17 protein-coding genes are annotated in these 24,277 nt (G+C 62.6%); 5 read left to right on the plus strand and 12 right to left on the minus strand.

All coding sequences use genetic code 11. From position 1 onward, the window contains the following. The first annotated feature begins 11 nt into the window (after positions 1–11). From V5E97_RS24275 to V5E97_RS24285, 3 genes are all read left to right on the plus strand, one after another. Positions 12–2,264 carry a hybrid sensor histidine kinase/response regulator gene (locus V5E97_RS24275; protein WP_406694136.1) on the plus strand — a complete coding sequence of 751 codons (2,253 nt, stop codon included), beginning with the start codon at positions 12–14 and terminating at the stop codon, positions 2,262–2,264. 292 nt (positions 2,265–2,556) lie between these two features. Next, positions 2,557–3,423 carry a dienelactone hydrolase family protein gene (locus tag V5E97_RS24280; RefSeq protein WP_406694137.1) on the plus strand — a complete coding sequence of 289 codons (867 nt, stop codon included), beginning with the start codon at positions 2,557–2,559 and terminating at the stop codon, positions 3,421–3,423. A gap of 142 nt (positions 3,424–3,565) precedes the next feature. Then, on the plus strand, positions 3,566–4,510 hold the full coding sequence (locus tag V5E97_RS24285) for a hypothetical protein (protein ID WP_406694138.1): 945 nt from the start codon (positions 3,566–3,568) through the stop codon (positions 4,508–4,510). 195 nt (positions 4,511–4,705) lie between these two features. On the opposite strand, the gene V5E97_RS24290 is transcribed toward V5E97_RS24285, so the two are convergent. The 5 genes from V5E97_RS24290 to V5E97_RS24310 all read right to left on the minus strand — a co-directional run bounded on the left by V5E97_RS24290 (position 4,706) and on the right by V5E97_RS24310 (position 10,673). Beyond that, positions 4,706–6,484, minus strand: a complete 1,779-nt coding sequence (locus V5E97_RS24290; protein ID WP_406694139.1) for an acyltransferase family protein — start codon at positions 6,482–6,484, stop codon at positions 4,706–4,708. A gap of 132 nt (positions 6,485–6,616) precedes the next feature. Continuing rightward, positions 6,617–6,814 (minus strand): hypothetical protein, encoded by a 198-nt coding sequence (locus V5E97_RS24295; RefSeq protein ID WP_406694140.1) that lies wholly within the window; start codon positions 6,812–6,814, stop codon positions 6,617–6,619. A gap of 180 nt (positions 6,815–6,994) precedes the next feature. Next, the gene (locus tag V5E97_RS24300; protein ID WP_406694142.1) at positions 6,995–8,158 is read right to left on the minus strand and encodes an alkaline phosphatase family protein; all 1,164 of its coding nucleotides are present in this window, start codon (positions 8,156–8,158) and stop codon (positions 6,995–6,997) included. Positions 8,159–8,346: 188 nt separating this feature from the next. Beyond that, positions 8,347–9,273 carry a TolB family protein gene (locus V5E97_RS24305; RefSeq protein WP_406694143.1) on the minus strand — a complete coding sequence of 309 codons (927 nt, stop codon included), beginning with the start codon at positions 9,271–9,273 and terminating at the stop codon, positions 8,347–8,349. Between the two features lie 23 nt (positions 9,274–9,296). Then, positions 9,297–10,673, minus strand: coding sequence for a DUF1501 domain-containing protein (locus tag V5E97_RS24310; protein WP_406694144.1), 1,377 nt, complete (start codon positions 10,671–10,673; stop codon positions 9,297–9,299). 368 nt (positions 10,674–11,041) lie between these two features. Between V5E97_RS24310 and V5E97_RS24315 the strand changes: the two genes are divergently transcribed. Beyond that, complete coding sequence (locus V5E97_RS24315; RefSeq protein WP_406694145.1) at positions 11,042–13,906, plus strand: HEAT repeat domain-containing protein; 2,865 nt, start codon at positions 11,042–11,044, stop codon at positions 13,904–13,906. A gap of 72 nt (positions 13,907–13,978) precedes the next feature. Here V5E97_RS24315 and V5E97_RS24320 read toward each other — a convergent pair whose 3' ends face one another. From V5E97_RS24320 to V5E97_RS24330, 3 genes are all read right to left on the minus strand, one after another. Next, a complete protein-coding gene (locus tag V5E97_RS24320; RefSeq protein ID WP_406694146.1) occupies positions 13,979–15,643 on the minus strand; it encodes an FBX42 beta-propeller domain-containing protein in 1,665 nt (554 codons plus the stop codon). A gap of 144 nt (positions 15,644–15,787) precedes the next feature. Next, entirely contained in the window at positions 15,788–16,021 is a 234-nt protein-coding gene (locus V5E97_RS24325; protein ID WP_406694147.1) for a hypothetical protein, read from the minus strand. Between the two features lie 45 nt (positions 16,022–16,066). Then, complete coding sequence (locus V5E97_RS24330; protein ID WP_406694149.1) at positions 16,067–17,149, minus strand: DUF1559 family PulG-like putative transporter; 1,083 nt, start codon at positions 17,147–17,149, stop codon at positions 16,067–16,069. Between the two features lie 673 nt (positions 17,150–17,822). Here V5E97_RS24330 and V5E97_RS24335 point away from each other — a divergent pair. Continuing rightward, entirely contained in the window at positions 17,823–18,281 is a 459-nt protein-coding gene (locus V5E97_RS24335; RefSeq protein ID WP_406694150.1) for a YaiI/YqxD family protein, read from the plus strand. A 150-nt stretch (positions 18,282–18,431) separates the two neighbouring features. Here V5E97_RS24335 and V5E97_RS24340 read toward each other — a convergent pair whose 3' ends face one another. From V5E97_RS24340 to V5E97_RS24355, 4 genes are all read right to left on the minus strand, one after another. Beyond that, positions 18,432–20,096, minus strand: a complete 1,665-nt coding sequence (locus V5E97_RS24340) for a Kelch repeat-containing protein (RefSeq protein ID WP_406694151.1) — start codon at positions 20,094–20,096, stop codon at positions 18,432–18,434. A 140-nt stretch (positions 20,097–20,236) separates the two neighbouring features. Next, positions 20,237–20,470, minus strand: coding sequence for a hypothetical protein (locus V5E97_RS24345; protein WP_406694152.1), 234 nt, complete (start codon positions 20,468–20,470; stop codon positions 20,237–20,239). 43 nt (positions 20,471–20,513) lie between these two features. Then, positions 20,514–21,602, minus strand: coding sequence for a DUF1559 family PulG-like putative transporter (locus V5E97_RS24350; protein ID WP_406694153.1), 1,089 nt, complete (start codon positions 21,600–21,602; stop codon positions 20,514–20,516). Between the two features lie 788 nt (positions 21,603–22,390). Next, positions 22,391–23,893, minus strand: a complete 1,503-nt coding sequence (locus V5E97_RS24355) for a porin (protein ID WP_406694154.1) — start codon at positions 23,891–23,893, stop codon at positions 22,391–22,393. Between the last annotated feature and the right edge of the window lie 384 nt (positions 23,894–24,277).

The following is a 24,277-nucleotide window of genomic DNA, read 5'->3' on the forward strand; positions in this document are numbered from 1 at the left end:
GAGGTCAGGGTATGAGACTGGGCCGAAGGATGATGCTGATCGCGGCCTTTACGCTGGCGTTTGCGATTCTGTCTCTCAACATCATCGTCACGTTTGCAAGCCTCCGCACAATCATCACAGCGGGCCGCCAATCCAGCCACTCACGGGCCATCATGAACGAGGCCAGCAACATCATCGCGGCGATGAGAGATGCTGAGAGCGGCCAGCGGGGCTACCTCCTGACGGGATCTGACAGCTACCTCGAACCTTACCACAAGGCCCTCGACGCACTGCCCCTCCAACTCGACCGACTGCAAACTCTCACGGCGAACAACTCCGACCAAAGACGACGGGTCAACGCCTTCAGCCGTTCGATCGATCAGAAGCGTGTGGAACTCGAAGAGGTGGTGGCCCTGGTTCGCGCCGGGAACGAGGGCGCCGCCGTGCAATCCATGAGAAGCGGCCGAGGAAAACGGCTCATGGAGCGGGCCTTGCAGGAAGCCTCAGCCGTGCAACAACAGGAACGGCGCGTGCTGGTCCGCAACATGCGGGTCGCAAAGCGAGCCATGCAACGGACTATTCTCGCAGCCGTGATCGCGACGTTCCTGACGCTGGGCCTTCTGGGCTTGGCCCTGAACTTGCGGCGGCGGGAATTGGCTGAGCGAGAACGACGAGCCAAGGTAGTTCGAGAGAGTGAGGCCCGGCTCGTCACCACCTTTCTGAGCATCGGCGACGCCGTCATCTCCACGGATGAGACCGGGTGCATCCAGCTCATGAACCCAGTCGCCGAAGCGCTGACCGGGTATCCGCTCCGCGATACGATTGGAAGGCCCATCCAGATGGTCCTCCAACTCGTGAACGAGATGACGGGGCACCCATCCGAGAACCCGGTCGCGCGTGTGATCCGCGACGGCGTGGTGATCGGCCTGGCGAATCATACGCTTCTGGTCACCCGCGACGGCACCAGGATCCCGATCGACGATAGCGCCGCACCGATCAGAGACGCCACCGGCCGAATCATCGGCGTGATTATCGTTTTCCGTGATATCACCGCGCGAAGACGCGATGAGATCGAGCGTGAGCGATTGCTCACCGCCGAGCGGGTGGCCCTCGCCGAAGCGGAGAAAGCGAACCGGGCGAAGGACCAGTTCCTCGCGGTCCTCAGTCACGAACTACGCACTCCGCTCAACCCAATCATGCTCGCGGTCACGTCAATGCTCTCCCGGCCCGTCCCCCCCGAAGAGATTGGTCCCACGCTGGAGATGATCCGCCAGAACGTCGCCCTCGAAGCCAGGCTCATCGACGACCTGCTGGACGTGATGCGGATCGCGCGAGGGAAGATGTCCCTGCACACGACGATCGTTGATTGTCATAGTCTGATTCGACACGCCTTGCAGATCTGTCAGAGCGACATCCAAGGCAAGGAACTCGGCGTGACCGTCAACCTCTCGGCGCTCGACCATCGCGTGAACGCGGATGCGACCCGACTCGAACAGGTCTTCTGGAATCTGATCAAGAACGGCGTCAAGTTCACCCCGAGCGGGGGAACTATCGAGATCCGCACCTGGAATGAGATCGACCACACCACGAATGACCAGGCCATCATCATCGAGTTTGCTGACTCGGGGATCGGCATCGAGCCGAGCGTCTTGCCCTGGATCTTTGACCCCTTCCATCAAGGTGATGGATCGATCACGCGAAGATTTGGAGGCATGGGCCTCGGCTTGGCGATCAGCCAGGGCGTGGTTGAAGCTCACGGTGGCATTCTGACGGCCAAGAGCCTTGGCAGGAACCAAGGAGCGACCTTCCGGGTGCAATTGAAGGCGGAGCACAAGCCGGTACATCTCGCCGCAACGCTTCCCCTCAACAGTTTGACCTCACCGGTTCTGATGAAACCGCCGCAGACAAGCCTGCGAATCTTTCTGGTCGAGGACGAGCCGATGACCCTGATCGTCATGGCCAGGCTCTTGCGCAGGATCGGCCATGAAGTCACCACCGCAAGTACCGTCCGGGAGGCGCTCACGATTGCCGAGGAAGTCGAATTCGACCTGGTCATCAGCGACATCGGGCTGCCGGACGGCAGCGGCCTGGACCTCATTCGCCAGCTCTCGGCGAATCGCGTGTTGCCCGCAATCGCCCTCACCGGCTTCGGCATGCAGGAAGATATTCGCCAGAGCCGTGAAGCTGGGTTCCGGGCTCACCTGACCAAGCCCATTGACTTCGCAAGGCTCGTCTCCGCGATCCGCCAGGTCGCAAACCAAAACCAGCCAGCGGACCACGACTGACATCACACGCTTGCCCACACCTCTAAAAATTCGCACACCCAAATATCGCGACATCTATTTACACGGATAGCAAACGACCCAATCGCGATCGCGCCCGTGGCCAGCTGGCCCACCTCAATCATCATCGCGGGCTTGCTTCCAAGGCTTGCCTCCATTAATACCATACCTTAGGAATCGCGGTTCCTGCCCGGTGAGGGGCCTTACCAAAAACCGCATTCATGCCGACGCCGGGCTCGCCCCAGGACTCACTCCAAAGCGGGCAACACACGAACCAGTTCGAGGAGAACGCTCGATGCAAGACGACTCGCAACCCGTGAACGCGAACGGCGATTTCACCCGGAGAACGTTTGCGGTCACAACGCTCGCGGCCGGCTTTGCCCTGGCAGTGCAGCCGGTCTCGGCTCAGACCACCATCACGACCGACACCAACGGCCTGGAGGCGGGGGAGGTCAAAATCCCCACACCCGACGGCGAGATCCCGGCCTACCGAGCCATGCCGGCCAAAGAGGGCCCCTTCCCGGTCATCCTGGTCGTTCAAGAGATCTTCGGCGTCCACGAGCACATCAAAGACCTCTGCCGCCGCCTCGCCAAGGCCGGCTACCTGGCGATCGCCCCCGCGCTTTACGCCCGCCAGGGGGACGTGTCAAACATCAAAGAGATCCCCGAGATCATCGCCAAGGTCGTTTCCAAGGTCCCCGACGCCCAGGTGCTCTCGGATCTCGACGCCACCGTCGCCTGGGTCAAGGCCTCGGGCAAGGGGGACACGAACAAGCTCGGCGTCACCGGCTTCTGCTGGGGCGGGCGCATCGTATGGCTGTACGCAGCGCACAACCCGAACCTGAAGGCCGGGGTGGCCTGGTACGGTAAACTCATCAGTCCGGCGGATGCGCTCCATCCGAAAAACCCGATCGACCTGGCCGGTTCCCTCAAAGCTCCTGTGCTCGGCCTCTACGGCGGAGCCGATGGAGGGATCCCGGTCGAGACCGTCGAGCAAATGCGCGCCGAGCTCAAGAAAGCCAACAAGACCGCGGAGATCGTCGTCTACCCCGACACCCCCCACGGCTTCAACGCCGACTACCGGCAGACCTATCGCAAGGACAAGGCCGAAGACGGGTGGAAGCGAATGCTCGCCTGGTTCCAACAATACGGCGTTGCCTGAGCCCCCGCCAGGTCGCCGACTCATTGCCAGTGCTGCGCTGGACTCGAGAAGGAGGTCCCGGATCCGCGACCTCCTTCCTTCAAGAAAACATCACCACATCTTTAATTCTCGCTGATTCGCAATACAAAGGATCAAGCTCGTCATGATGTTCCGAAAATCGTTGGCGGCACTCGCCGTCGTGTTTGTCCTGGCATCGACTCCCGGTCTAGCCGGCGACAGGACGGCGCAGCTTGATCGGGAATCGCTCGATCGGAATGTCCGCAAAATCCTCGCCGAGCATGAGGAACCGATCCGGGCCGGCCTCTGGATCGGCGGTCCCACGGGGGACGCGTTCTATACGTCCGATCCCAGGGCGAATCTTCCGACCGCCAGCGCGATCAAAACGGCGTTCCTGATCGAACTGTTTGCACGCCACGCCAGCGCACTCGATGACAGTCCGCCGGGTCTCGAGGCGATCTTGAAAGACGATCACCCGGCCGTGGCCCATTTCACTCCGGCGCAACGTACCGAGATTCGCGAGGGGCTCAGCGGGGCATCGGTCCGTCGGATCGGCGGCGTGATGATGGGCTCACTCCCCGCCTCGAACATCGTCTACAACGCCGCCGCCAACGTCACCACGGCACTCCTCGGCGGTCCGGAGGGATTGACGCGGGCGATCCATGACCGAGATCCCGCCTTCGCCCCGATCATGGTCCGCCGCTATATGCTGGCCGACCGCCGCGCCAAGGGAGACAACGAGGCCACGCCCGCCGCCCTGGCCGCCGTCCTGCAACGCCTGGCCGCAAAGAAAGTCCCTGGCCTCGACGCGTCTACGGTGGAACAAGTCCGTCTCTCCGTGCTCTCCAAGGACGAACCCAACCTGGGCCGACACTTCTGGAAGGACGGCGACCTCGCCAGCGCCCCCGCGACCCGCGTCGAATGTGGCTGGTACGAGTCAGGGGGACGCACAATCGTCTACACCGTCATGGTAGCCCAACCCGCCACGGGCGGCCGAGCCGGCGAGAAAGCCCATAGCCAGCTCGCCGAGACCGCCAAACGGTTGGCCGAGACCCTGGTCCACGCCACCGGTACCGAAGAAACCCGCTGAGGCCGGTCGCTCATCGAGCGACGGCCGACGGTAGGCCTTTTCGAGCCACCAGCTTGGCCCGAGGCAGCGTGTCATCGGGCTGGGCTGGGAACGAGTTGACGAGGTATTCCTCGCGGGCCCAGGTCTGAAACCGCTCGGCCGTGTGCGGCCAGTGATGGGCCTGCAACCAAGCCTGGTAGCTGAGTAGGGTCAGCCCTAGGTTGAATGCTCGGGTCCCCCGAATTGGCCGTACTTCATGCCGAACTGCTTGAGCGCCACTTGCGGAGTCGCACCATCGAGCAGCTTGGCCACCGCGGCCGCGAAGCTGCTATGGTCGATCCCCCGATACCCCTGCACCACCACCGGACGCGGGCAACTCTCAAGGACGTTGATCAACTGATTCAGCGTATGCCTTGAGGGCACCACTTCGTCGCGCAAATTGATCGCAACGAGCTCAACCTTGTTCGCCCTACAGACCTTCTGGTACTTCGCGAACCAGGAATGGCGCTGTGGGTCGCCGGTGAATGCCACGACGGTTCGCAAGCCCTCGCGGCGGATCAGTGCGTCGAGTTCGCTCGGTTTGAGGCGGGCACTCCGGTAAAGCCGGCCAGGGATCTCCTCGTGGAGATTGTTGCCCCCGAGGAATCCGCGGGACGACCAAACGAAACCGACCAACAGCAGCGCCACCACGCCGAGCGACACTTTCCATCCGAACTCCGGACTGAAGCGTCCGGGCTTCGTGGTCCGCTTGCGGGCCCCGTTGACGATCTCACCGACCACGCTCCGGCGAACAATCGACTCGTAGCTCAAAACACTGAGAACGATCGCCACGGTCGAGACCAGCAAGAACTTGATCGGGGCGGGCCAGGCCAGCGGCAAGAGCAGCACCTGGATCAGCACGACGATCGGCACGTGGATGATGTAGATCCAGAACGAGGCCTCGCTGAGGAACCTCATGGTCGTTCCTCTCGCCTGGACCACCCGAAGCAGCACGCCCAGCCCGCCGAAGACGGTCAGCCAGGAGAACAGGGCCGCGAGCATGCAGAAGACGACCCGGAGCGGTCCCTGGAGTGGGGAGGCCGCGTGCTGGAGCAACAGGGGCAACATCCCCGCGAACAGAACCAGGGAGAGGGCCAGGTAGAGCCCGCTCTGGGGAATGAGCCGTTGTTTGGGTTCGCGGACCTTGGAGATCCATCCCCCCACGGCGAAGAAGAACGTGTAATGGAGCAAGCGAAAGAGGTTCGGGACGATCACGTTGTCAACCCGGAGCATCGTGTCCGAATCGACCAAGAAGATCAGCGTCGTGGGGATCGCGAACAGAAGTGGTCGCCACGATGAGCTGAGCCACCGCGTCGGCAAGGACTCCTCGTCCTGGTCACGATCCCGAGGTGTCTCCGACCGGCCGCTCAACCGGCGGCGCAGAGTCCACACACCGCACCAGAGGGCGCAAACCAGAAAAAGGTACTCGAGAAACCAGAGATGCCCCAGGCCATATAAGTTGTGGCGAACCGCAGGGGGGAATCGCCAGCTCAGAATGTGGCTCAGGTCGCAACGGCCGGTGGCCATCAGACCGTAGCCCCAGATCAGATAGAATACGGGCAGGACGGTCAGGCTACCGAACAGCAAGGGGCGCAACAACCGATGCACCCGATGGTTCAGGAAAACGCGAGGACCACGTGACTCGCAAGCCGCGGGCGCGGAGACTCCCGCGGCCAGGAAGAACACGGGCATGGCAAACCCATTCACCCAGTAGATGAACGCGTCAAAAGCGACATGCCCCGAACCGTCATAGGCCACCCACATCGTCAGACGCAACGGCGTCGACACGTAGGTCAAGGCGGCGTGGTAGAGGACCACGAGGAAGGTGGTCACAACCCGCAACGCCTCGAGGGCATGGCCAAGCTGAGCAGGATCGCTGCCCTTGGCAGGCTGGGCGCCTCCTGCTCGAACGCTTGCACGCGCGGGGCGTGCCATCTTGGCTTTGGTCTCATCCATGAATACCACGTTCCTTCGCGATCCCTCGGCTGCTCCGGTGGTTCCGCACCGGGAAAAGCGATCATTGAGCGGAACGCTTCCTCGCAACCGCCGGTCTTGCGACTCATGATCCTGGGGGGGAGAGTCGAAATCTCAACGGAAAATATCCGTAAGATCAGTTGATTCGATCAGATCGCCATCCGCAACAAGGCCGAACTCCCGGCCCTCGTCGTTCCATTCGTCCTGAGGAACGGCCACTCTTGACATCATAAGGAAGAAGGCAATCCCGCGATTCCGCTTTGCCTCAAAAATCCGGCTCGGACGAACGGTGAAGCGCCAGCGGGTGCTCACCTCCCGGCCTGCGCGATCGGCTCGAACATCCCCAGAATACCGTCGATCCGTTTTCGCCGATATCTTTAATCCGAAATCGCAGTCATCGTCAGATCTCGCATTCCTTCAAGATCGAAACTCGAAAGCCCCGAGCCGCCGTCACGCAGGCCAAGGGCTCTCAAAGACCGCAACGCTAACGTGTTAGGGCTGAACTGAGACGGCCGCGGCTTGGCTCGTGCGACCGACCGTTTCGGCGATCGGCGGCGCTGCGCCTGGAGCCGCGGCGAGATAGTCCTCGCCGAGGAACGCCGACAGGGTGGCGGCGACCTGGCCCTGGGTCACGACGGCAGTGTCCTTCCGTTCCCCGAGCGCGGGGGTGTCGGGACCAATGACGGCGATCCAGATGGCGTCCGAGCCTTTCGTTTTCTCACCGTGGTCGCGCCAGCCCCGAGGAGGATCGCCCCGGCCATGATCGGTCGTCACGATCATCGTGGTCGTGCCCTTGTACTCCGGTTGTGATTGCAGCTCGTCCCAGAGCAACTTGAGGTTTGCGTCAACGTCGTGCGCGGCCCTGAGGTAATGGTCATAGCGCCCGCCGTGGGCAAATTCATCCGTATCTCCCAGGCTGACGTAGAGCACCCGAGGAGTCTGTCGCTTGAGTGTCTCCATGGCAACCGGGAACGTGAAGGCGTCGTGCCGGCAATTCTCCCAGAGGCGGGGAGACTGCATCATGACCCGGTTGAGCAGGGTCTGGCTTTCGGTCAGCGACTGGCCGGCCAAGGCCACCCACCCCGCGTTCACGGGCAGGCCGCTCCGCTCGACGTTGAGGATGTACGGAAAGAGGTCCCACGAGCCGATCGCGGCGACCTTGCCTTGGTAGCCCGGCTTGCGGTTGAGCCACTCCAGAACACTCACGTTCGGGTTGAGATTCTTGTCGTTGCTGTTGATCCGAGGGTCGGGCGACCCGGTCAGCAACTCGTTATATCCGGGATAGGAAAAATTCTTCCCGTTGGTCACTCTCGCCGTGCTTCCCTTGTCGGCGTTGCCGTAGATCTGCCCCTCGCGGGCGATCGTCTTCCAGAGGAACGGCATGAGTGCTTCGCGGCGAGCCTCGCCCCCCTCACGCCAGTACTCATGACGAAGGCGGTCCACATCGGCGACCCCTCCGTCCTGCTTGTTGAGCAACGACTCTTCCGCCCCTCGGAACACTTCCTGCCACCGCAGGCCGTCCGTCGTGACCAGGACGACGTTACGGGTCGCCAGCGGAAGCCGTGGCTCTGGTGCGGCGGCCCGTGAGTCCGTGGTGAAGAGCGCAAGAGCGAGCGGAAATGCAAAAGCAAACAGCAACCGAGGGACTTTCATCATCGAGGAGCATCCTGTCCGGCTGGTCCGAAGAGAGAAACGGGGCGACCGGAGCGCCTTGTTCCTCAAGGCAGAAGGGAAGATTCTAACTCCCTTGGCCGTCGCACGCACCCGGTCAGCCTGGAGCCTTCCTCTCCCCTTCCTCGGGAACTTGCAGTCTCAAAAGGTTCCCGGCAACGAGGGGGAAGGGGTTACTGCGCCGGCGGGAGCGGCTGGGTATAAACGTCGAATCCACCGTCGCGGTTCGAGACGTAGGTGATCCCCTGGCCGTCGGGAGTCCAGGTCGGAAAGCTATCACGGAGCGGATGTTGCGAGAGGTTCCGGGGGGCCGAGCCGTCAGCCTCCGCGAGGTAAACCTCGAACTGGCCGTCTCGGTTCGAGACGAAGGCGAGTCGAGCACCGTCGGGGGAGTAGGCGGGATAGTCGTCGAGCCCGGGACTGCGGGTCAGTCGCTGCAAGCCGGTCCCGTCCGGCCGGACCGCGGCGAGTTCCAGGCCCTCCCACCGGTCGGTGGCAAACGCGACCGCCTTGCCGTCGGGCGACCAGCAAGGGTGGGCGTCGAGGCCTGGGCTCTGGGTCAGTCGAAGGAGGTCGGAGCCGTCGGCCTTGGCGGTATAGATCTCCTGGTTCCCGTCGTGGGTCGAGCTGAACGCGAACCGCTGGCCATCGGGTGACCACGAAGGCCAGTCCTGATGGGCGAGTTTGCCTTGATCGGCGACGACCGTTTTCAAACCGCTGCCGTCGGCGTCGATCACGGCAAGATCGAGGTTCCCCTGGGTCCCGGATAGCGTGATCGCCGTGAAGACAACTCGCTTCCCATCCGGGGAGAACGCCCCGTTGTACTCCGGCGCCTTGCGGTCGGTGAGTCGCCGAGCGGGCGATGAAGCCGACCGGACATCGAGCACGTATTCCCAGATCTGCGAACCACCCGTTTCATGGCGTGCAAACAAAAGCCGATTCCCATCCGGAGCCCAGCTCGGCCGCTGCTTGTCGAGGCCGTCGCGCGTCAGCCGGACGATCGGTCCGGCTGGTCGAACCGACGGCCGATCCTCATCAATACCCAAGCCAAACGAAAGGGCCAGAGCGACCAGCAAAGGCAAGGGAATGGATTTGCTCATTACCAAACACCTGAATCCAACGATCAAAACAGGTCTTCAATCACTTCCCCCATCGGAGTGATTCCGACGCCGGTGAGGGCGGTCGTATCGATGCCGAGCCGGGCGAGGATCGTGGTGCCGAGATCGGCCGGAACGACGGGACGGTCCTTGGGGAGCTCGCCACGCCGGTCGGAAGCGCCGATGACCCGGCCCCCTTGCACGCCTCCCCCCGCCAGCAGAGCACTGTAGCAGTTGTTCCAGTGATCGCGACCGGCCCGGTCATTGATCTTCGGCGTGCGACCAAACTCGCCCACGGCCACGACCAGGGTCGAGTCGAGCAAGCCACGGTCCTCAAGGTCGTCGAGCAGCGCGGAGAGCGCCCGGTCGAACATCCAGCCGTGCCGGTCCTGCATGACCTGGAAGTAGCGGTCATGCATATCCCAGCCGCCGTCCCCCGCATCTTCAGGCCCTTCGACGTGCGTGCTCCAATTGACCTGAACAAACGGGATTCCCGACTCGACAAGCCGACGCGCGATCAGACAGCACTGCCCAAAGCGGTGCGGACCATACGCCTCACGCAGTTTTGATGATTCACTCGCGACGTCAAGAGCCGCCAGGCTCTGGCGCGACGCAATCAAGGTGCGTGCCAGCTCATAATGCCGTGTCAGCCGTTCGGACGGGAGCGCAGCCGCCTGATGGTTCGGCGAGGAATGATCGAGCCCCTGAAGCAGGTCCCACCTCGCTCCCAGTCGAGCGGCATCGACCCCTGCGGGCAGCGTCACGTCGGGCAGTTTCAAACCGACCCCCGGCTCATAGTCAAGCCGAAACGGGTCATAGGTACTGCCCAGTGATCCGCCCCCCTCACCGACGACCCGCTTCAACCCCTGGTGCAAGGGACTGCCGAGAATGATGTAAGGGGGAAGCGAGCCGGGCTTGCCTCGCTTCAAACGGCCCACGATCGCGCCTGTGCTCGGACGCATCGCCCGGTTGTTCTCCGCACCTCCGAGCCCGACCGCCCCGGCGATCGTCCCCGTCAGCGCGATCGTCCCGGCGACGCCATGGTCGTTCGACTCATGATGCAGCCCACGGAGCAAGGCAAACCGATCGGCACGGCGAGCCAAACCGGGCAAGAGCTCGCAGACCCGAAGCCCCGGGACCGTCGTGGCGATCGATTCAAAAGGCCCGCGGTACTCAACCGGCGCATCAGGCTTCATATCAAACGTGTCGAGGTGGCTCGGACCACCCCAGAGCCAGAGCACAATCACCGCACGAGCCGGTGGCGAACCATTGGCGGCGGAAGCCCGCAGGGCCAGGTAGTCGCCCAGCGTCAGGCCGAACGCCCCAAGCGTGCCCACCCGCAAGAAAGCGCGACGCGACGACCCGCTACAGGTCTTCTCATAGCTATTTCCAAGGTTGAGCATCAAGGCAACCCTCAAAGGCGGAAAGATTCGTTATCCGACCGATCATTCCGCAGTCAACGATTCCAAAACGCGTCGCGTTCGGTCGTGACGATCACTCATCCCGGCTCCTTTTGTGCGGCTTCAGGATACCAAGAGGACCGCCGCACGTCAGGCACTCGACACCAGATTCCGAACGACGTACCCGACCACCTTCCCATCTTCTCCTCGCCACGTGTTGACGTGAAAGCGGTCTGGGCGTTAAAAACAAGGGGGATTGGCCGGCACGGTCGTGGCATGGAATCGCGACCCGGCCTGGTGCGAAGTCCCCCTCGGCGCAGGGATTCCGCCCAAATCTTGCGCCGACACGACCTCATCAGGTCGTCCTCTTCATGCAACATCGATCGGAATCAGACAAAACCCGCATCCGTCAGAAGCCACTCTCGTTCTGGATCAAGCTGCTTTGCCGCCCCGGTCTTGCGTCGCGGATCGCCGCGTCTCGGGCCTTCGCGGCCCTCGGCGCAGAGGCCGGGCCGGCGATTCCTTCCCTGATTGCCCTGCTCGCCGCGCCCGATTTGCGAACACGAAGACGCTCCTATCTCGTCTTGCTCCGCCTCGGCCTGGAGGCCAACGTGCTGGCTCGCGCGTCCATGGCCCTTTATAACGAACCGGACCCACGGGATGAGGCGTCTCGAGCCTGGTTTAAAAGCATGGGCTTCCAGGACGATCCACCGAATCGCAGCGTTCGAATGCGACTGCTCGAATCCGCTCGTCAGGCCGACCTCGACTCCGCGGGCTGTCTTGCCTTTTTCGTGGCCCTCCTCGATGATCCGGACGACCCGGTCTGCAACCTGGCCTCGCGGGTATTGCGGGGGCCGTGGCTGCCCGCCCCGCCCGATTGGCTGAGAAACGTAGCGAGCGGCGACCCGGTCGCGCGAATTCAAGCCGCTCACGCGGCCGGATCGATTGGCACCGAGGGTCTGCCGCTGCTGAGGTTGCTGATCCAGGACCCCGAACCGTCGGTGCGGCGGGTCGCGGCCGTCGCGCTCGGCCGACTCGACGCCGAGGCCCTGGCTGAGTTGGCCATCGCCTTGGAGGACGAAGACCCGAAGGTCCGCCGCCAGGCGGTCTGGGCACTGGGGCGGCCTCTCGGTCCCGAGGCGATCGGGTTACTCATCCAAGCCATCGGGCATCCCCGAGCGGAGGTCCGTAAGGATGCCATTGACGCGGTGAAATCGCTCGGAATCCTCGCTAAGGACGCGCTTCCCGCCCTCGAGCAAGCACGCGAGGATCCTGATGTGGGAGTCTCGTCCGTCGCCGGCTACGCTCGCTCCTATGTCAGCGACCGGCTTCATGGGAAAACGCTGCGGCACTGGGCGGGGCGACTGCTGGATCCGAGGCCGCGAATCCGCCGCAACGTCGCCAAGATCCTCGTCTACGCCCCGCGTACCGATCTGATGATGGATGCTCTGACCGAATTGGTACGTGATCCGGATCCAGAGGTCAGGAACGCGGCCTGTTACGCTTTCGAAGAGGGCGATCTCGATGTCACGCATCCGGCCTTCCTGAGTCTGCTGCACGATCCCGACCCTAGGCACCGGTGGAACGCCTTAGGAATTCTTCACTACGGAATGCTTGGGCAGTGCGAAGCCGCGGTCGGGCGGATCATTGCGATGCTCGACGATCCCGATGAAGGCGTCCGAAGTCAGGTCGTCCATCGGCTCGTCCGTCGCGGCGACGAATATCGGATCCACGCGGCGGATGTCCTACCAGTTCCCGAGAGTTGCGGTGGGGTTGCCGACCCGGGCGACCGCTACGCGCGTGCCCGTGCGGCCGCCGCGCTCGGCGACTGGGACGAAGAGGGACTCCTCCCCCTGCAAGACACCCTGCGCGACCCGGACACCCTGGTCCGACGTGCCGCCGTCGTCGCGATCTGGAGGATCGGCGCCGCCGCTCTTGGCGTTGCTCAGATTGCCCTGGGAGACGATGACGCCCATGTTCGGATGTACGCTGCCAGCTTCATCAGTCAATGCGACCCGGAGGCTCTGCCACGTCTCGTTCATTTACTTGACGATCCCTCTGCCGCCGTCCGCGTCGCGGCCATTGATGGCTTGGCCCGGTTTGGCCAGAGTGCCGAGATCGCCATCCCCTGGCTCCACGACGCAGTCGATCGCTCCACTGATTCCCAAGTCCGACGCGCCGCCGTTGCCGCATTGGGTGAGGTCGCGCCGACAAGTCCGGATGCCGTGAGCACCCTCGTGAACGTGGCCTCCGACCCGGATCCTGAAATCAGGGTCGCGGCCATCGAGAGCCTGGGAGCCGCTACCCCGGAGTTCCCCCAAGTTATCCCCACGCTGATTCGAGCGATGGGCGACCTGGAACCACTCGTCCGACGCGCCTCGGCCTTATCGCTCGGCCGGATTGGTCCACGGGCCCACGCCTCAGTCTCAGTCATGATCGACGCCTGCTCCGACCCGGTCTGGCATGTCTCCACGACCGCGCGTGCCAACCTCCTCCGCTTGCTCTCGGAAACGAGCGAGGACGCCGAGGTGGAGGCTGTCGTCGCGACCCTGACCGAGGCCTTGAATTCCGGCAATTGGCTGGACCGATTCTGGGGCTTGGAAGCGCTCTCGAGCCTCATCGGCACCCCTCCCTCGACGATCCTCTCCCCTGATACTTCCCACCGTCACCCGTCTTGCGCGGATTTGAGTCTTCCTTGCTTCTTTCCGCCCGCCGCCAAGGGACTGGCCAAGGCGTTCCATCACCACCGGCCCGATGTCTGCCGGTCCGCGATTCACGCGTTCGTGGGATGCCCCGAGGCCGCCAAAATCGTCCTCCCCGAATTAATCGTGGTCTTTCGGACCCACACCGACTCGCAAGTCCACAGCTCGTGCTCGACCATCTTCCGCGAGCTTGGTCCCGACGCGGCTGACGTGGTTCCCGACCTGATCGCCGCGTTGGGCGAATCCGATCACTGGACGCGATTACATACGGCGATCACGTTGGCATGCGTCGCCCCCTCGAACCTCACCGCATTGTCGATCCTGATCGAGGGGCTTGATCGCCCGGAATCTCGCGATCGCGCGTGGGCGGCCTACGGGCTTGGCCAAATGGGATCCTCGGCGCAACTGGCCATCCCCCTCCTGAAAAAGACCCTGCTCGACAGCAATGAGCCGACTCGCAACGCGGCGGCGAACGCCTTGGAACAGATCCAGAGCGCTTCCTCAGATAGCGATTGCCCTGTCGCGGATCGTTGAATAAAAAAGGGGGCCTGAGCAACACAGCTCAGGCCCCCTTTGACATGCAAACTTGGTAATGCGACCTCAAGCTCAATCGCCGGCAGCCGCAGCGGTCGTGGTCACAGGCAGCGTGATCGCTTCGATCACGGAGACTTGCTTGCCTTTGTTGTTACCGCCCACGGCCAGCAAGGTACGACCCGGGCCGGGGAGCAGGCGGTGGGTGGTTCTGGGCAGAGCCCAGGCACCGAGCAATTCCCAGGCATCGCCCGCCTCTTTGAGACGGTAAATACGCCCCGTGGCGCCGCTGTAGTAGAGCCGGCCGTCGATCGTGTAGGCCGCCGAGCCGAACCCCTCGTTGGGCAGTCCGGCCGGAAGCTCAGGGCCGAGTGCCCACGTCCCGGCCTTGGGATCGTAGACATCAACACGGTTAATGACCTTCATGCTGCCAGCGACGAGACCGCCGAGCACATAGACCTTGCCCCCCTGCTCTCCGGCCGAGTGAGCCCGGCGCTGGAAGGGCTGAGGAATGGCCTTCCAGCCGGCCTCGGGGTGATCGAGGTCGAACGCGAGCGTGGTCTTGGGATAAGGGGCCAACTTCGAGTCGCCCGCCATCGTCCAGCCCCCGGTCACGTAGACCGTGCGGCCGACAATCACGGCGTCGTGGGTGGAACGGGCTTCGGGCATGTCGGCGAGTTTGGTCCACGTCTTCGTCTCGGGATCGAACCGGGAGAAGTCGGCGACCGAGTAGAGGTCATGGGCCTCGCCAAGCTTGTTCTTGGCGAACATGCCGCCAACCCGATAGAGGGCCTTGTCGTCAGCAATCAAAGCGCCGCCTTGGAGATCTTTTTCGACGGGGAGATCTTCCCAGGTCTTGCGGTCTTCGAGGTTCAGGCGGCGGAAGGTCTTCGTGGTCGTCTCGGTGCCGTAGCGATGGGTCCGGCCGACGTGACCGCTGTAGACATAAAGCCATTTGCCCAGCACCGCGCCACCGAAGCTGTTCACGGCCGGATCGGGCATCGTGGCGAAGATGGTGGGAGGGACCTCGTCACTGGCCGAGGCGTTCGCGGCGGCCTGCTCCGAGGGATTGTAGGTGAGAGTGGCGTAGTAGCGGGTTTCCGGATAATCCTTGCCGTCCTTCGACCCCGGGGTGACATCTACCCAGTTGGCCCAGAGGGCGGACGTTCCCTCGGCGATCCCGGCAATCGTCGCACGGCCCTTATCGTCGGCGGTCGCGTCGGTGGGTTTACCGGTCGCGGGATAGACCTTGATCCGGGCGTTGGCGACCGGCTTGCCATCGAAGAGGACTTCGACGACCGGCTTGCCGCCGAGATTGATCAGGCGAGCGCGGAGCTTGTCGCTTCCTTCCTTGGCGGTGGGAGCGATCAGACCGGACTGGGCCCTGGCCGTGTAGACGAGATGATAGGTCTTCTCCGCTTTCGTCTTGACTCCCAGGTCATGCTCGGTGTCGACCGTCGTGGGGAGCTTGCCAGCCCAGTCGGCGTTACGCGACTCCTCGCCCTGCGTCGCCGGTACCGTCTGGCCGTCCACCTTCAACTGGAGGTTCTTGGTGTACTTCACGAACGTCGCATCGGGTTCGGGCTCTTCGTTGAAGAAGGCCCGGATCGTCGCCGCGCTGCCGGCCTGCTTGGCCGGTTCCACCTTGAGCCAGATGAAGTGCGCCGAGGCGATCTGGGGGAGGATCGACGCCGTAGCCAGCGCGACCAAGAATGACCTGAAAAAGCGACGCGAAATCAAGGGAGGCTCCTTTAACAGACGAACCGTTTGTTCCGGCATGCAATAGCACGCATGATTATTAATCCAAGCTCGCCCCCCTCTCGTAGGTGTGATCACCATCGAAAGGAGGCGAAGTCAGTGAGCGGCCTGTGTTTCACGGCCGCCTTATTCTTCGACCGGCAAGCCTTTCATGCGGTGGCGGAGCTTGGCCTCTTGTTGCCTGCGTAGCTCCATCAGTTTAGCGTCCTGCTCCCGAGCTTTCTTACCTGCCTCGGAATCGGGGCTGACCACAGGGCTGGCGGGTTCGGCGACGGTTCCCGGCCCACAGCCGGGGAGGCCCAGGGCGCTGAAAACCAGGAGAGACAGTCCGCCAAGCCCGGCGAGAATGCGACGTCGCATGAGAGATTCCGCTCCTTTGCGGCAGATTTCGAGTCCATGGGTCCGTCAGTAGCTGTCGGAGGAGAGGACTTCCCCACCACCCATGGTTGACAAGCCCTGATAGACGCTCATGGCAATCGAGTCCTTGATCGCACGAACGCCTCCGTCACCGAAGAGGAAATTCGTTGTGCCAGGGTGGATCGACCGGAAGTTGGTCAACCGCTGGCCTTCGCCCGGAAAGGCAACGGCGGGAGGAGTGAAATCGGTCCGCGGCTCGGCGCCGCAGTCATTGAGCTTGTACTGATAGCCGACCGAGTCGACCGTGCGGCCGACCAACCCACCGATGATGCGAGCGGTCGTCGCCCCTTGTACCCAGGTCCGGGAACGACCATAGGCCATGTACATCAAATTATCATAGTACACGGGCCCGGCGGTATTATAGGAGGCCAGCGGAAGGCACACGCGGCTCGTCCCGGTGCCGGAGGCATAATACTTGTTGCGCAGGTTGCCGCCGGCCGACTCACCCATCAAGAACGTGTTGCTGGTGCCGTCACGCATCTCGGCCAGTGTCGTGGCCGTGTCGAAGCCGAAGGGACCACTCCGATCGGTCTCGCCCTGGCCTTTGACAATGTAGCGATTGGCGCCGCCGTTGAAGAGGTAGTCCGTCACCGCCGCTTTCGGCACCGACCAACCCTCGCTGCTCGTCCCGCCGACCTCGCCGGTGGTCCGATTGGACGGGCAGAGGAAGACGCCGAACTGGAGGGCAAAACCAGTGCTGTTGCCCCACTGGGCCCAGCCCTGGATGCCGGCCGAGCTGACCAGGCTGAAGTTAAACGTGTTAAACGCAGCCGTCTGCTCGATGTAGGGAAGAAGGAAACTGTAGCCAGTATAGTTCATGTACACATAGCTTGTTCCACCCTGCGCCGCCGGCGGGAGGACGTTGTGCGTACCCAGATAATTGTGCACCGCCAGGCCGAGCTGCTTCATGTTATTCGTGCACTGCATGCGGCGAGCCGCCTCGCGGGCCGCCTGCACGGCGGGCAACAGAAGCGCAATCAGGACGGCGATGATCGCGATCACAACCAGCAGTTCGATCAGCGTAAAACCACCAAGTTCACGTCGACCACGGTGAGGATGTTGAAGGATCATGATGGGGGGAAATTCTTCCATCGGCTGAGGATAAATGCCCTGGCCGGACCAGAGCCGGGGCACCTACAATCCATTTTTCTGACAGTCGGCCTCGAGATGATCCCGAGCGCCTGACGATCGCCCGTCACAAAACAGTGAGGAACGGGCGGCTCTGATATGTCGTCATCGAAACACACACGGCGCGGTCACTGGCGAGTTCGCCTGGACCACAACGCGCGTCTGATGGGATTTCTGCGCGTCTCAAGACCGAATGGCTGACGCAATTTTGATGAAAGATCGGGGCAAGCCGCTACAATCATCCACGGCTGGAAGACCCGGCGTCATGGGGAATCCTGAATCAAGGCAGGGACCAATCCGGCGGGACCAGCGTCGGAAGTCCTAAATATAGCCACGATGCAACTGAGATCCAGTCTCATCGAAAATCAATCTACTAGAGGAACACAAAGATCGTCAATAGTCCTGAAGGAATTCCTTGGGATTCGGCCTGCGGCTGAGTCTGGGAAACCACAGGAAACCAGGCTCGACCGGAGCCAGGGATCGTCTTGATTTGACAGAAGGAACCCGAGGACTCGACAATTCTCCTTAAAGGAGCGATCGGGCCACCGGCGGATCTTCTTGGGGGACTGCCGACCAGGTGCGGGCCCAGCGATCCCGATCGATCGGAGCCGTAGTTTTGACGACCATCTATATCGATGCGGACGCCTGCCCCGTCAAGGAGGAGGTTTACCGGGTCGCCAAGCGCTATGAGATCAAGGTTTTCGTCGTCTCGAACTCGCCGTTGCGGGTGCCGAACGACGAACGAGTCAAGGCCGTCGAGGTGCGAGGCGGCTTCGACGTCGCCGACGATTGGATCGTCGAGCACGTCGAAGCCAACGATATTGTGATCACAACCGATATCCCGCTGGCCGATCGCTGCCTTCGCAAGGAGGCGAAAGTCCTCGGTCCGAAAGGACGCGAGTTCACCGAGGACGCGATCGGCGATGCGCTCTCGACCCGTGCCCTTCTGGAGATGCTCCGTCAGGGGGGAGAGTTCGGCGGCGGCCCTGCCCCGTTCAGCAAGGTCGATCGGTCGCGGTTTCTCTCGAAGCTCGACGAGCTCATCATCGCCGTTCGCCGCCGCAAACGGACATGAGGCAAACCCAAGCGGGAGCGGCCTCGTGGTGAAATCGGTTGAGTGGTCCGGTTTACGGCGGGTTCGGAGCGCTTGGCAAACGGAGAAGGGGGCTTGAGCTGCGGCTCAAGCCCCCCTTTTGCACAAATCGTGGGTGAAGTGACCGGAAACTCACTCGCCGGCAGCGGCGGCGGCGGGGGTTTCAGGCAGGGGGATGGCTTCGATGACGGGGGTTTGCTTGCCCTTGGCGTTGCCGCCAACGGCCAGGAGGGTGCGTCCTGGGCCAGGAAGGACGCGGTGGGTGATTCGCGGCAGGGACCAGGCGCCGATGGACTCCCAGGCGTCGCCGGCTTGGCTGAGCCGGTAGATCCGCCCCGAGGCGCCGCTGTAGTAGAGCCGGTCGTTGACGGCGAACGCCGACGTGCCGAACCCTTCGGTGCGGCCGCCACCCGGCAGATCGGGGCCTTGCGACCACGTTCCCGACTTGGGATCGTAGACATCGACACGCTTATCAACCTTCATGCCGCCCCCGACGAGTCCGCCGAGAACGAAGAGCTTGCCCCCCTGCTCTCCCACCGACAGGGCCCGGCGCTGGAACGGCTGAGGAATGACCTTCCAGCCGGCGTCGGGGTGATCGAGGTCGAACGCAAGCGTGCTCTTCGGGTAGGGCGACGTATCCGAGTCGCCGTCCATCGTCCAGCCTCCGGCGACGTAGACCGTGCGGCCGATGACGACCGCGTCGTGAGTCGAGCGGGGCTCGGGCATGTCGGCGAGCTTGGTCCACGTCTTCGTCTCGGGATCGAACCGGGAGAAGTCGGCGACCGAGTAGAGTTCCTCGTCTTCGCCCACCTTGTTCTTCGCGGCCATCCCGCCGATCCGGTAGAGGGCCTTGTCGTCAGCGACCAGGGCCACGCCCTGAAGATCCTTCTCCAGCGGAAGGTCTTCCCAGGTCTTGCGGTCTTCGAGATTCAGCCGGCGGAAATGCTTGTCGGTCGTCTCGACGCTGTAGCGGTGGGTCCGCCCGACATGGCCGCTATAGACATAAAGCCATTTGCCCAGCACCGCGCCACCGAAGCTGTTGACAGCCGGGGCGGGCATTGTGGCGAAGCTGGTGGGAGGAACCTCGTCACTGGCCGAGGCGGTCCCGCCGGCCTGCGCTGACGGGTTGTAGGTGAAGGTGGCGTAGTAGCGGGTTTCGGGATAGTCCTTGCCGTCCTTCGTCCCCGGGGTTGCATCCACATGGTTCGCCCAGAGGGCGGACGTTCCCTCGGCGATCCCGGCAATCGTCGCACGCCCTTGGTCGTCGGCGGTCGCATCGATGGGTTCACCGGACGCGGGATAGACCTTGATCCGGGCCTTGGCCACCGGCTTGCCGTCGAAGAGGACTTCGACAAGCTTCTGGCCGTCGACCTCGATCAGGCGAACGCGGAGGGTATCGCTCCCTTCCTTGGCGGTGGGAGCGAGCACACCGGTCTGGGCGCGGGCCGTGTACTTGAGGCGGTAGGACTTCTCTCCCTTGGTCATCACGCCCAGGTCATGCTCGGTGTCGACCGTCGTGGGGAGCTTGCCGGCCCAGTCGGCGTTACGCGACTCCTCACCCTGCGTCGATGGGACCGTCTGGCCGTCCACCTTCAACTGGAGGTTCTTGGTGTACTTCACGAACGCGGCATCGGGCTCGGGCTCTTCGTTGAAGAAGGCCCGGATCGTCGCGGTCCCGCCGGGCTGCTTGGCTGGTTCAGCCTTGAGCCAAATGAAGTGCGCCCAGGCGATCTGGGGGAGGATCGACGCCGTGGCCAGCGCGACCAGGGATGACTTCAAAAAGCAACGCGGAATCAATGGCAGCTCCTTAAACGGGTTCAGCATTTCTGCATTCATAAACAGAGATTTAAATCGACCTTGATTCGTCCACCGATCTCGATCGGTGGACGACGTTCGGTGATGAGACGATGTCGATAACGTTGGGCTTCGTGCCCGGATTAGCCCTCTTCCGGAAGGCCCTTCACACGCTTGCGGAGCTTGGCCTCTTGTTGACTGCGAAGAATCCGCAGTTGCTCGTCCTGCTCCCGAGCCTTCTTGCCCGCCTCGGAATCGGCGCTGGCGATGGGACTGGCAGGCTCGGCAATCCCCCCCGAACCACAGCCAGGGAAAACCGCAACGACGAGAAAGGCCAAGGTCAATCGACCACGCTTATCGAGAATGCGGCATCGCATTGTGAAAAGTTCCGCTCCTTCGCGGCAGGATTCGAGACCCGGATCAGTAACTATCGGAGGAGAGCACTTCTCCGCCCCCCATGGTCGACAGTCCTTGATAAACGCTGGGTGCGATCGAATCCTTGATCGCCCGAATGCCGCCATCACCGAAGAGGAAATTCGTCGTGCCGGGGTGGGCCGATCGGAAGTTGGTCAACTTCTGTGCTTCCGCAGGCGCCGGAGCGCCCGGGGCCGCAATCGACACGTCGGTGTAAGACTCGGAACCACAGTCGTTGAGCTTGTAGGGGAAGCCGACCGAGTCCACCGTGCGACCAACCAACGCGCCAATGATCCGGGCGGCCACTCCCCCCTGCGTCCAGGTCCGGGATCGTCCATACGCCATGTACATCAAATTATCATAATACACGGGAACCGCTGTATTGTAATTGGCCAGCGGGAGGCAAACACGAGAGGCCCCGGAGCCGGAGGCGTAGTACTTGTTGCGCTGGTTGCCGCCGACCGACTCCCCCATGAGGAAGGTGTTGCTGGTCCCGTCGGAAAGCTCAGCCAGCGTGGTGGCAGTATCGAAGCCGAAGGGCCCGCTCCGTCCAGTCTCGCCAAAGCCTTTGACCACGTAGCGGTTGGCTCCCCCGTTGAAGAGGTAGTCCGTCACCGCCGCTTTCGGCACCGACCAGCCATTGCTCGTGGTCGCGCCAACCTCGCCCGTGGCTCGGTTCGACGGGCAGAGAAAGACCCCGAACTGAAGGGCGAAGCCGGTGCTGTTGCCCCACTCCGACCACCCCTGGATGCCGGCCGAGCTAACCAGGTTGAAATTGAACGTGTTGTACGCCGAGGTCTGCTCAATATACGGAAGCAGGAAGCTGTAGCCCGTGTAGTTCATATACACGTACGACATGCCACCCTGTGCGGCTGGTGGCAGGACGTTGTTCGTCCCCAGGTAATTGTGGAGCGCCAGGCCAAGCTGCTTCATGTTATTCGTGCACTGCATGCGGCGAGCCGCCTCGCGGGCCGCCTGCACAGCCGGCAACAACAAGGCGATCAAGACGGCGATGATCGCGATCACAACCAGCAGTTCAATCAGCGTAAAACCAACACGTTCACGTCGAAAGCGTGGAGGCAGGTGAGAAATCATGAAAGGCGCTTCTTCCATTAGCAGAGGTCAATGACCCGATTGGACCAGAACCGGGCCACCTGCAATGAATCTGGCGAAAAATACTGACCATGAGCGAACGTCACTGGCCAGCAGTTGATGATGCTTCCGGCGGGAACAAACGCTTCGCCGGTCGTCTCGTTCGGATCCCAAGCGGCTTGGCCACGTGCGAGGACGTGACGTCATGAGAGCGCTCGCTCTCTCACTTCGATCCGTTGCCGTCTCAACACAACCAGGCAGGCGATCCGACGTGGACGGATCGGAGTAAGCCGCGGTATGGCAGGGCGCGAAAACCCGGCGTCATGAAAAACCCAACGTTGAGAACCAGAACCCATCCGACGGGACCAGCGTCGGCAGTTCAATTTAGCTTGGATGCAACTGAGATTCAGTCTCATCGATCACGAATCTACTGACCGCGGGTGGTCGCCGTCAAGAGGGTCGTCTGGAATTCAGACGTCATTTTCTGACACTGTCGCGAGGAAATCGGGGTTCATGCCGCCCACGCCTTGGGTCGTGACACCGTTGGCTGAGCGCGGCCCTCACCTTGACGTGCCCATTGGAGGTCCAGCGCCAACCGACCCGCGATCCCGCGCCGGGTCCTCACCCGGCACACCGTCTTCGGCATCTTCTCGGTAGCGCCGATTGCCTTGCTCCACCGCGTTCGACGTCGCTCCCAGATGATGCCCATCCAGGAATCCCAAGCGCCTTCTCCAGCCCAGGCGCCTCCAATTTCTGAGGCGACGAGTTGGCTGTCGTGGGCCATGCACAGATTAAAAATCCGTGAGCATCTGGACTTGGAACAGGGTGCCGCTCTCGCCGGCGCGGTAACCAGTCAATTCGTTCTGGGCCGACGAGTGATTGATCCGGGTCGCGTCGAAGGTCATTCGCCAGTTGCGATTGGCGAGTACGTACCAGTTGAGGCCGCCGCTCCATTCATCGCCTTCACCAAACTGGCCTGAGACGAACGAGTAGCGTGCGTATCCCTCCAGTCGGCGGGGGATCATGAAGTAGGAGGTCTGGGCGTAGGCCCCGTGGGTGAACACGCTCTGGGTGGTGAGGGGGCCTCCGGTCGAGCTGAAGTCATCGAGCCAGCGGAGATAGTACTCACCCGAGAGGTTCAGTCCCCGATACTTGATGGCCGCATCCAGCGCCCAGAGCCGGACGTTGGTGGCATTGACTTCGACTCCCGGGCTGAGTGCGCCGATGGTGGCCAGCGGGGTGCCATCCGAGAGACGGAAGAGGGTATCTTCCGGGTTGCTCTGGACCACCGCGGCGTCGGTGAGATGTTCACGAGAGACCGCCAGGCTTGTGCCGATCCGCGGGGTGAACTCCTCATGCCACTCGATGTCCGACGTGCCGGGGCCGTACTTGCCGAACGGTTCCCACCACAAACTTCCCCCGAAGGCCATGTTGCTTCCGATCCGGTTCTGGGTGAGGTTCAGGCCATTGAAGGTATTGGCGACCATCGCAATGTAGTGGAGGTTCTCGATCGGTTCGCCCGAGGCCCAGATGCCGGGGGTCATGTTGGGTCGGAAAAAGGTGGTCGCCATCGTCCGGTCCGCGCCCAGCGAATGGCGGAAGGACGCGAGCCATTCGCGACTTCCGGGAAGCTTGTAATAGCCGGCGGACAGGATGAACTGTTTGCTGAAGTGATAGTCGAGGTAGCCGAGAAAGACCGTGCTGTTAGTGGTCGAGGAGCTGAAGACCGCGGTCGAGAAGTGGAGCCGGGGATCGAGCGCGTAGCCGGTGAATTGAAACCAGTTACGGTTGACCTCGATCGTGTTGAAATTCCTGATCGGGAGGACGGTGCCCGCACTGTTGGTCCAGGTGTCCGCCGAGCGCGAGAAGCCCGTGTAACGCAGCTCGGTGATCAGGTCAAAGTTCAGCTCGAACGGAGTTTGCTCCGGATCCCGCGGCTTGACGAGGACGAACTGGCCCGCTTCTCGGTCGTATTCGCCGACAAGGAAGCGGGAGCCGTCCGATCCTTGAGCGTGAGGCGGCTCCTGCCGGACAGGCCACTCCGGAGCCAGATTGAAGGTCGGGAGGGGAGATTCGGACTCGACAGGTGGTGGTGCGCTGGGCGACGGGATCGGCGGCGTGGTCACAAGATCGAGCCGGTTCGCGAGTTCGTCGTGACGCTGATTCACGACCTGGAGCTGGCGAGCGAGTTCCTGATTCTGCTCGGCCAACTGGCGGTTCTGCTCGGTCAGGTGCCGATTCTGCTCCAGGACGGAGGCTCCGAGCATCTCCAGCCGTCGGAGTCGGTCTTCCACGGCTGAGGGGTCCGGGCCTGCCCCGGAGCTTGGAACCGCTCTGGCTCCTTCGGGGCTCTTACTCCCAGAACCAGTTACCGGCGGTGGTTCAGCCCAAGCTTGAGCCCTAAGCGTCGCCTGCACGATCCCCAGCGCAAGCACAACCCCCGCCGCCAGTCGCCACTGGACGGGTCGGCCGCTCAGACGTTGGAGTTTCGCCGTTTGATTGGCCATCGATTTCTATCAGAAGCAAATGCATACGGATCGAAGGGAATGAGGTTTCCACACGTCTTGCACGAGTAGGTATCGGCTGGGACTGGGCGGATTCGTGCAAAAATACCGGTTATGCCGAAGAGGAGGCAAAAAAATCGAGTCCACGGCAAGGTTATCGGGCGAATCCGATGA

Origin of the sequence: Singulisphaera photorubra (assembly GCF_045290345.1) — a bacterium.
In the GTDB taxonomy this organism is placed as follows: domain Bacteria; phylum Planctomycetota; class Planctomycetia; order Isosphaerales; family Isosphaeraceae; genus Singulisphaera.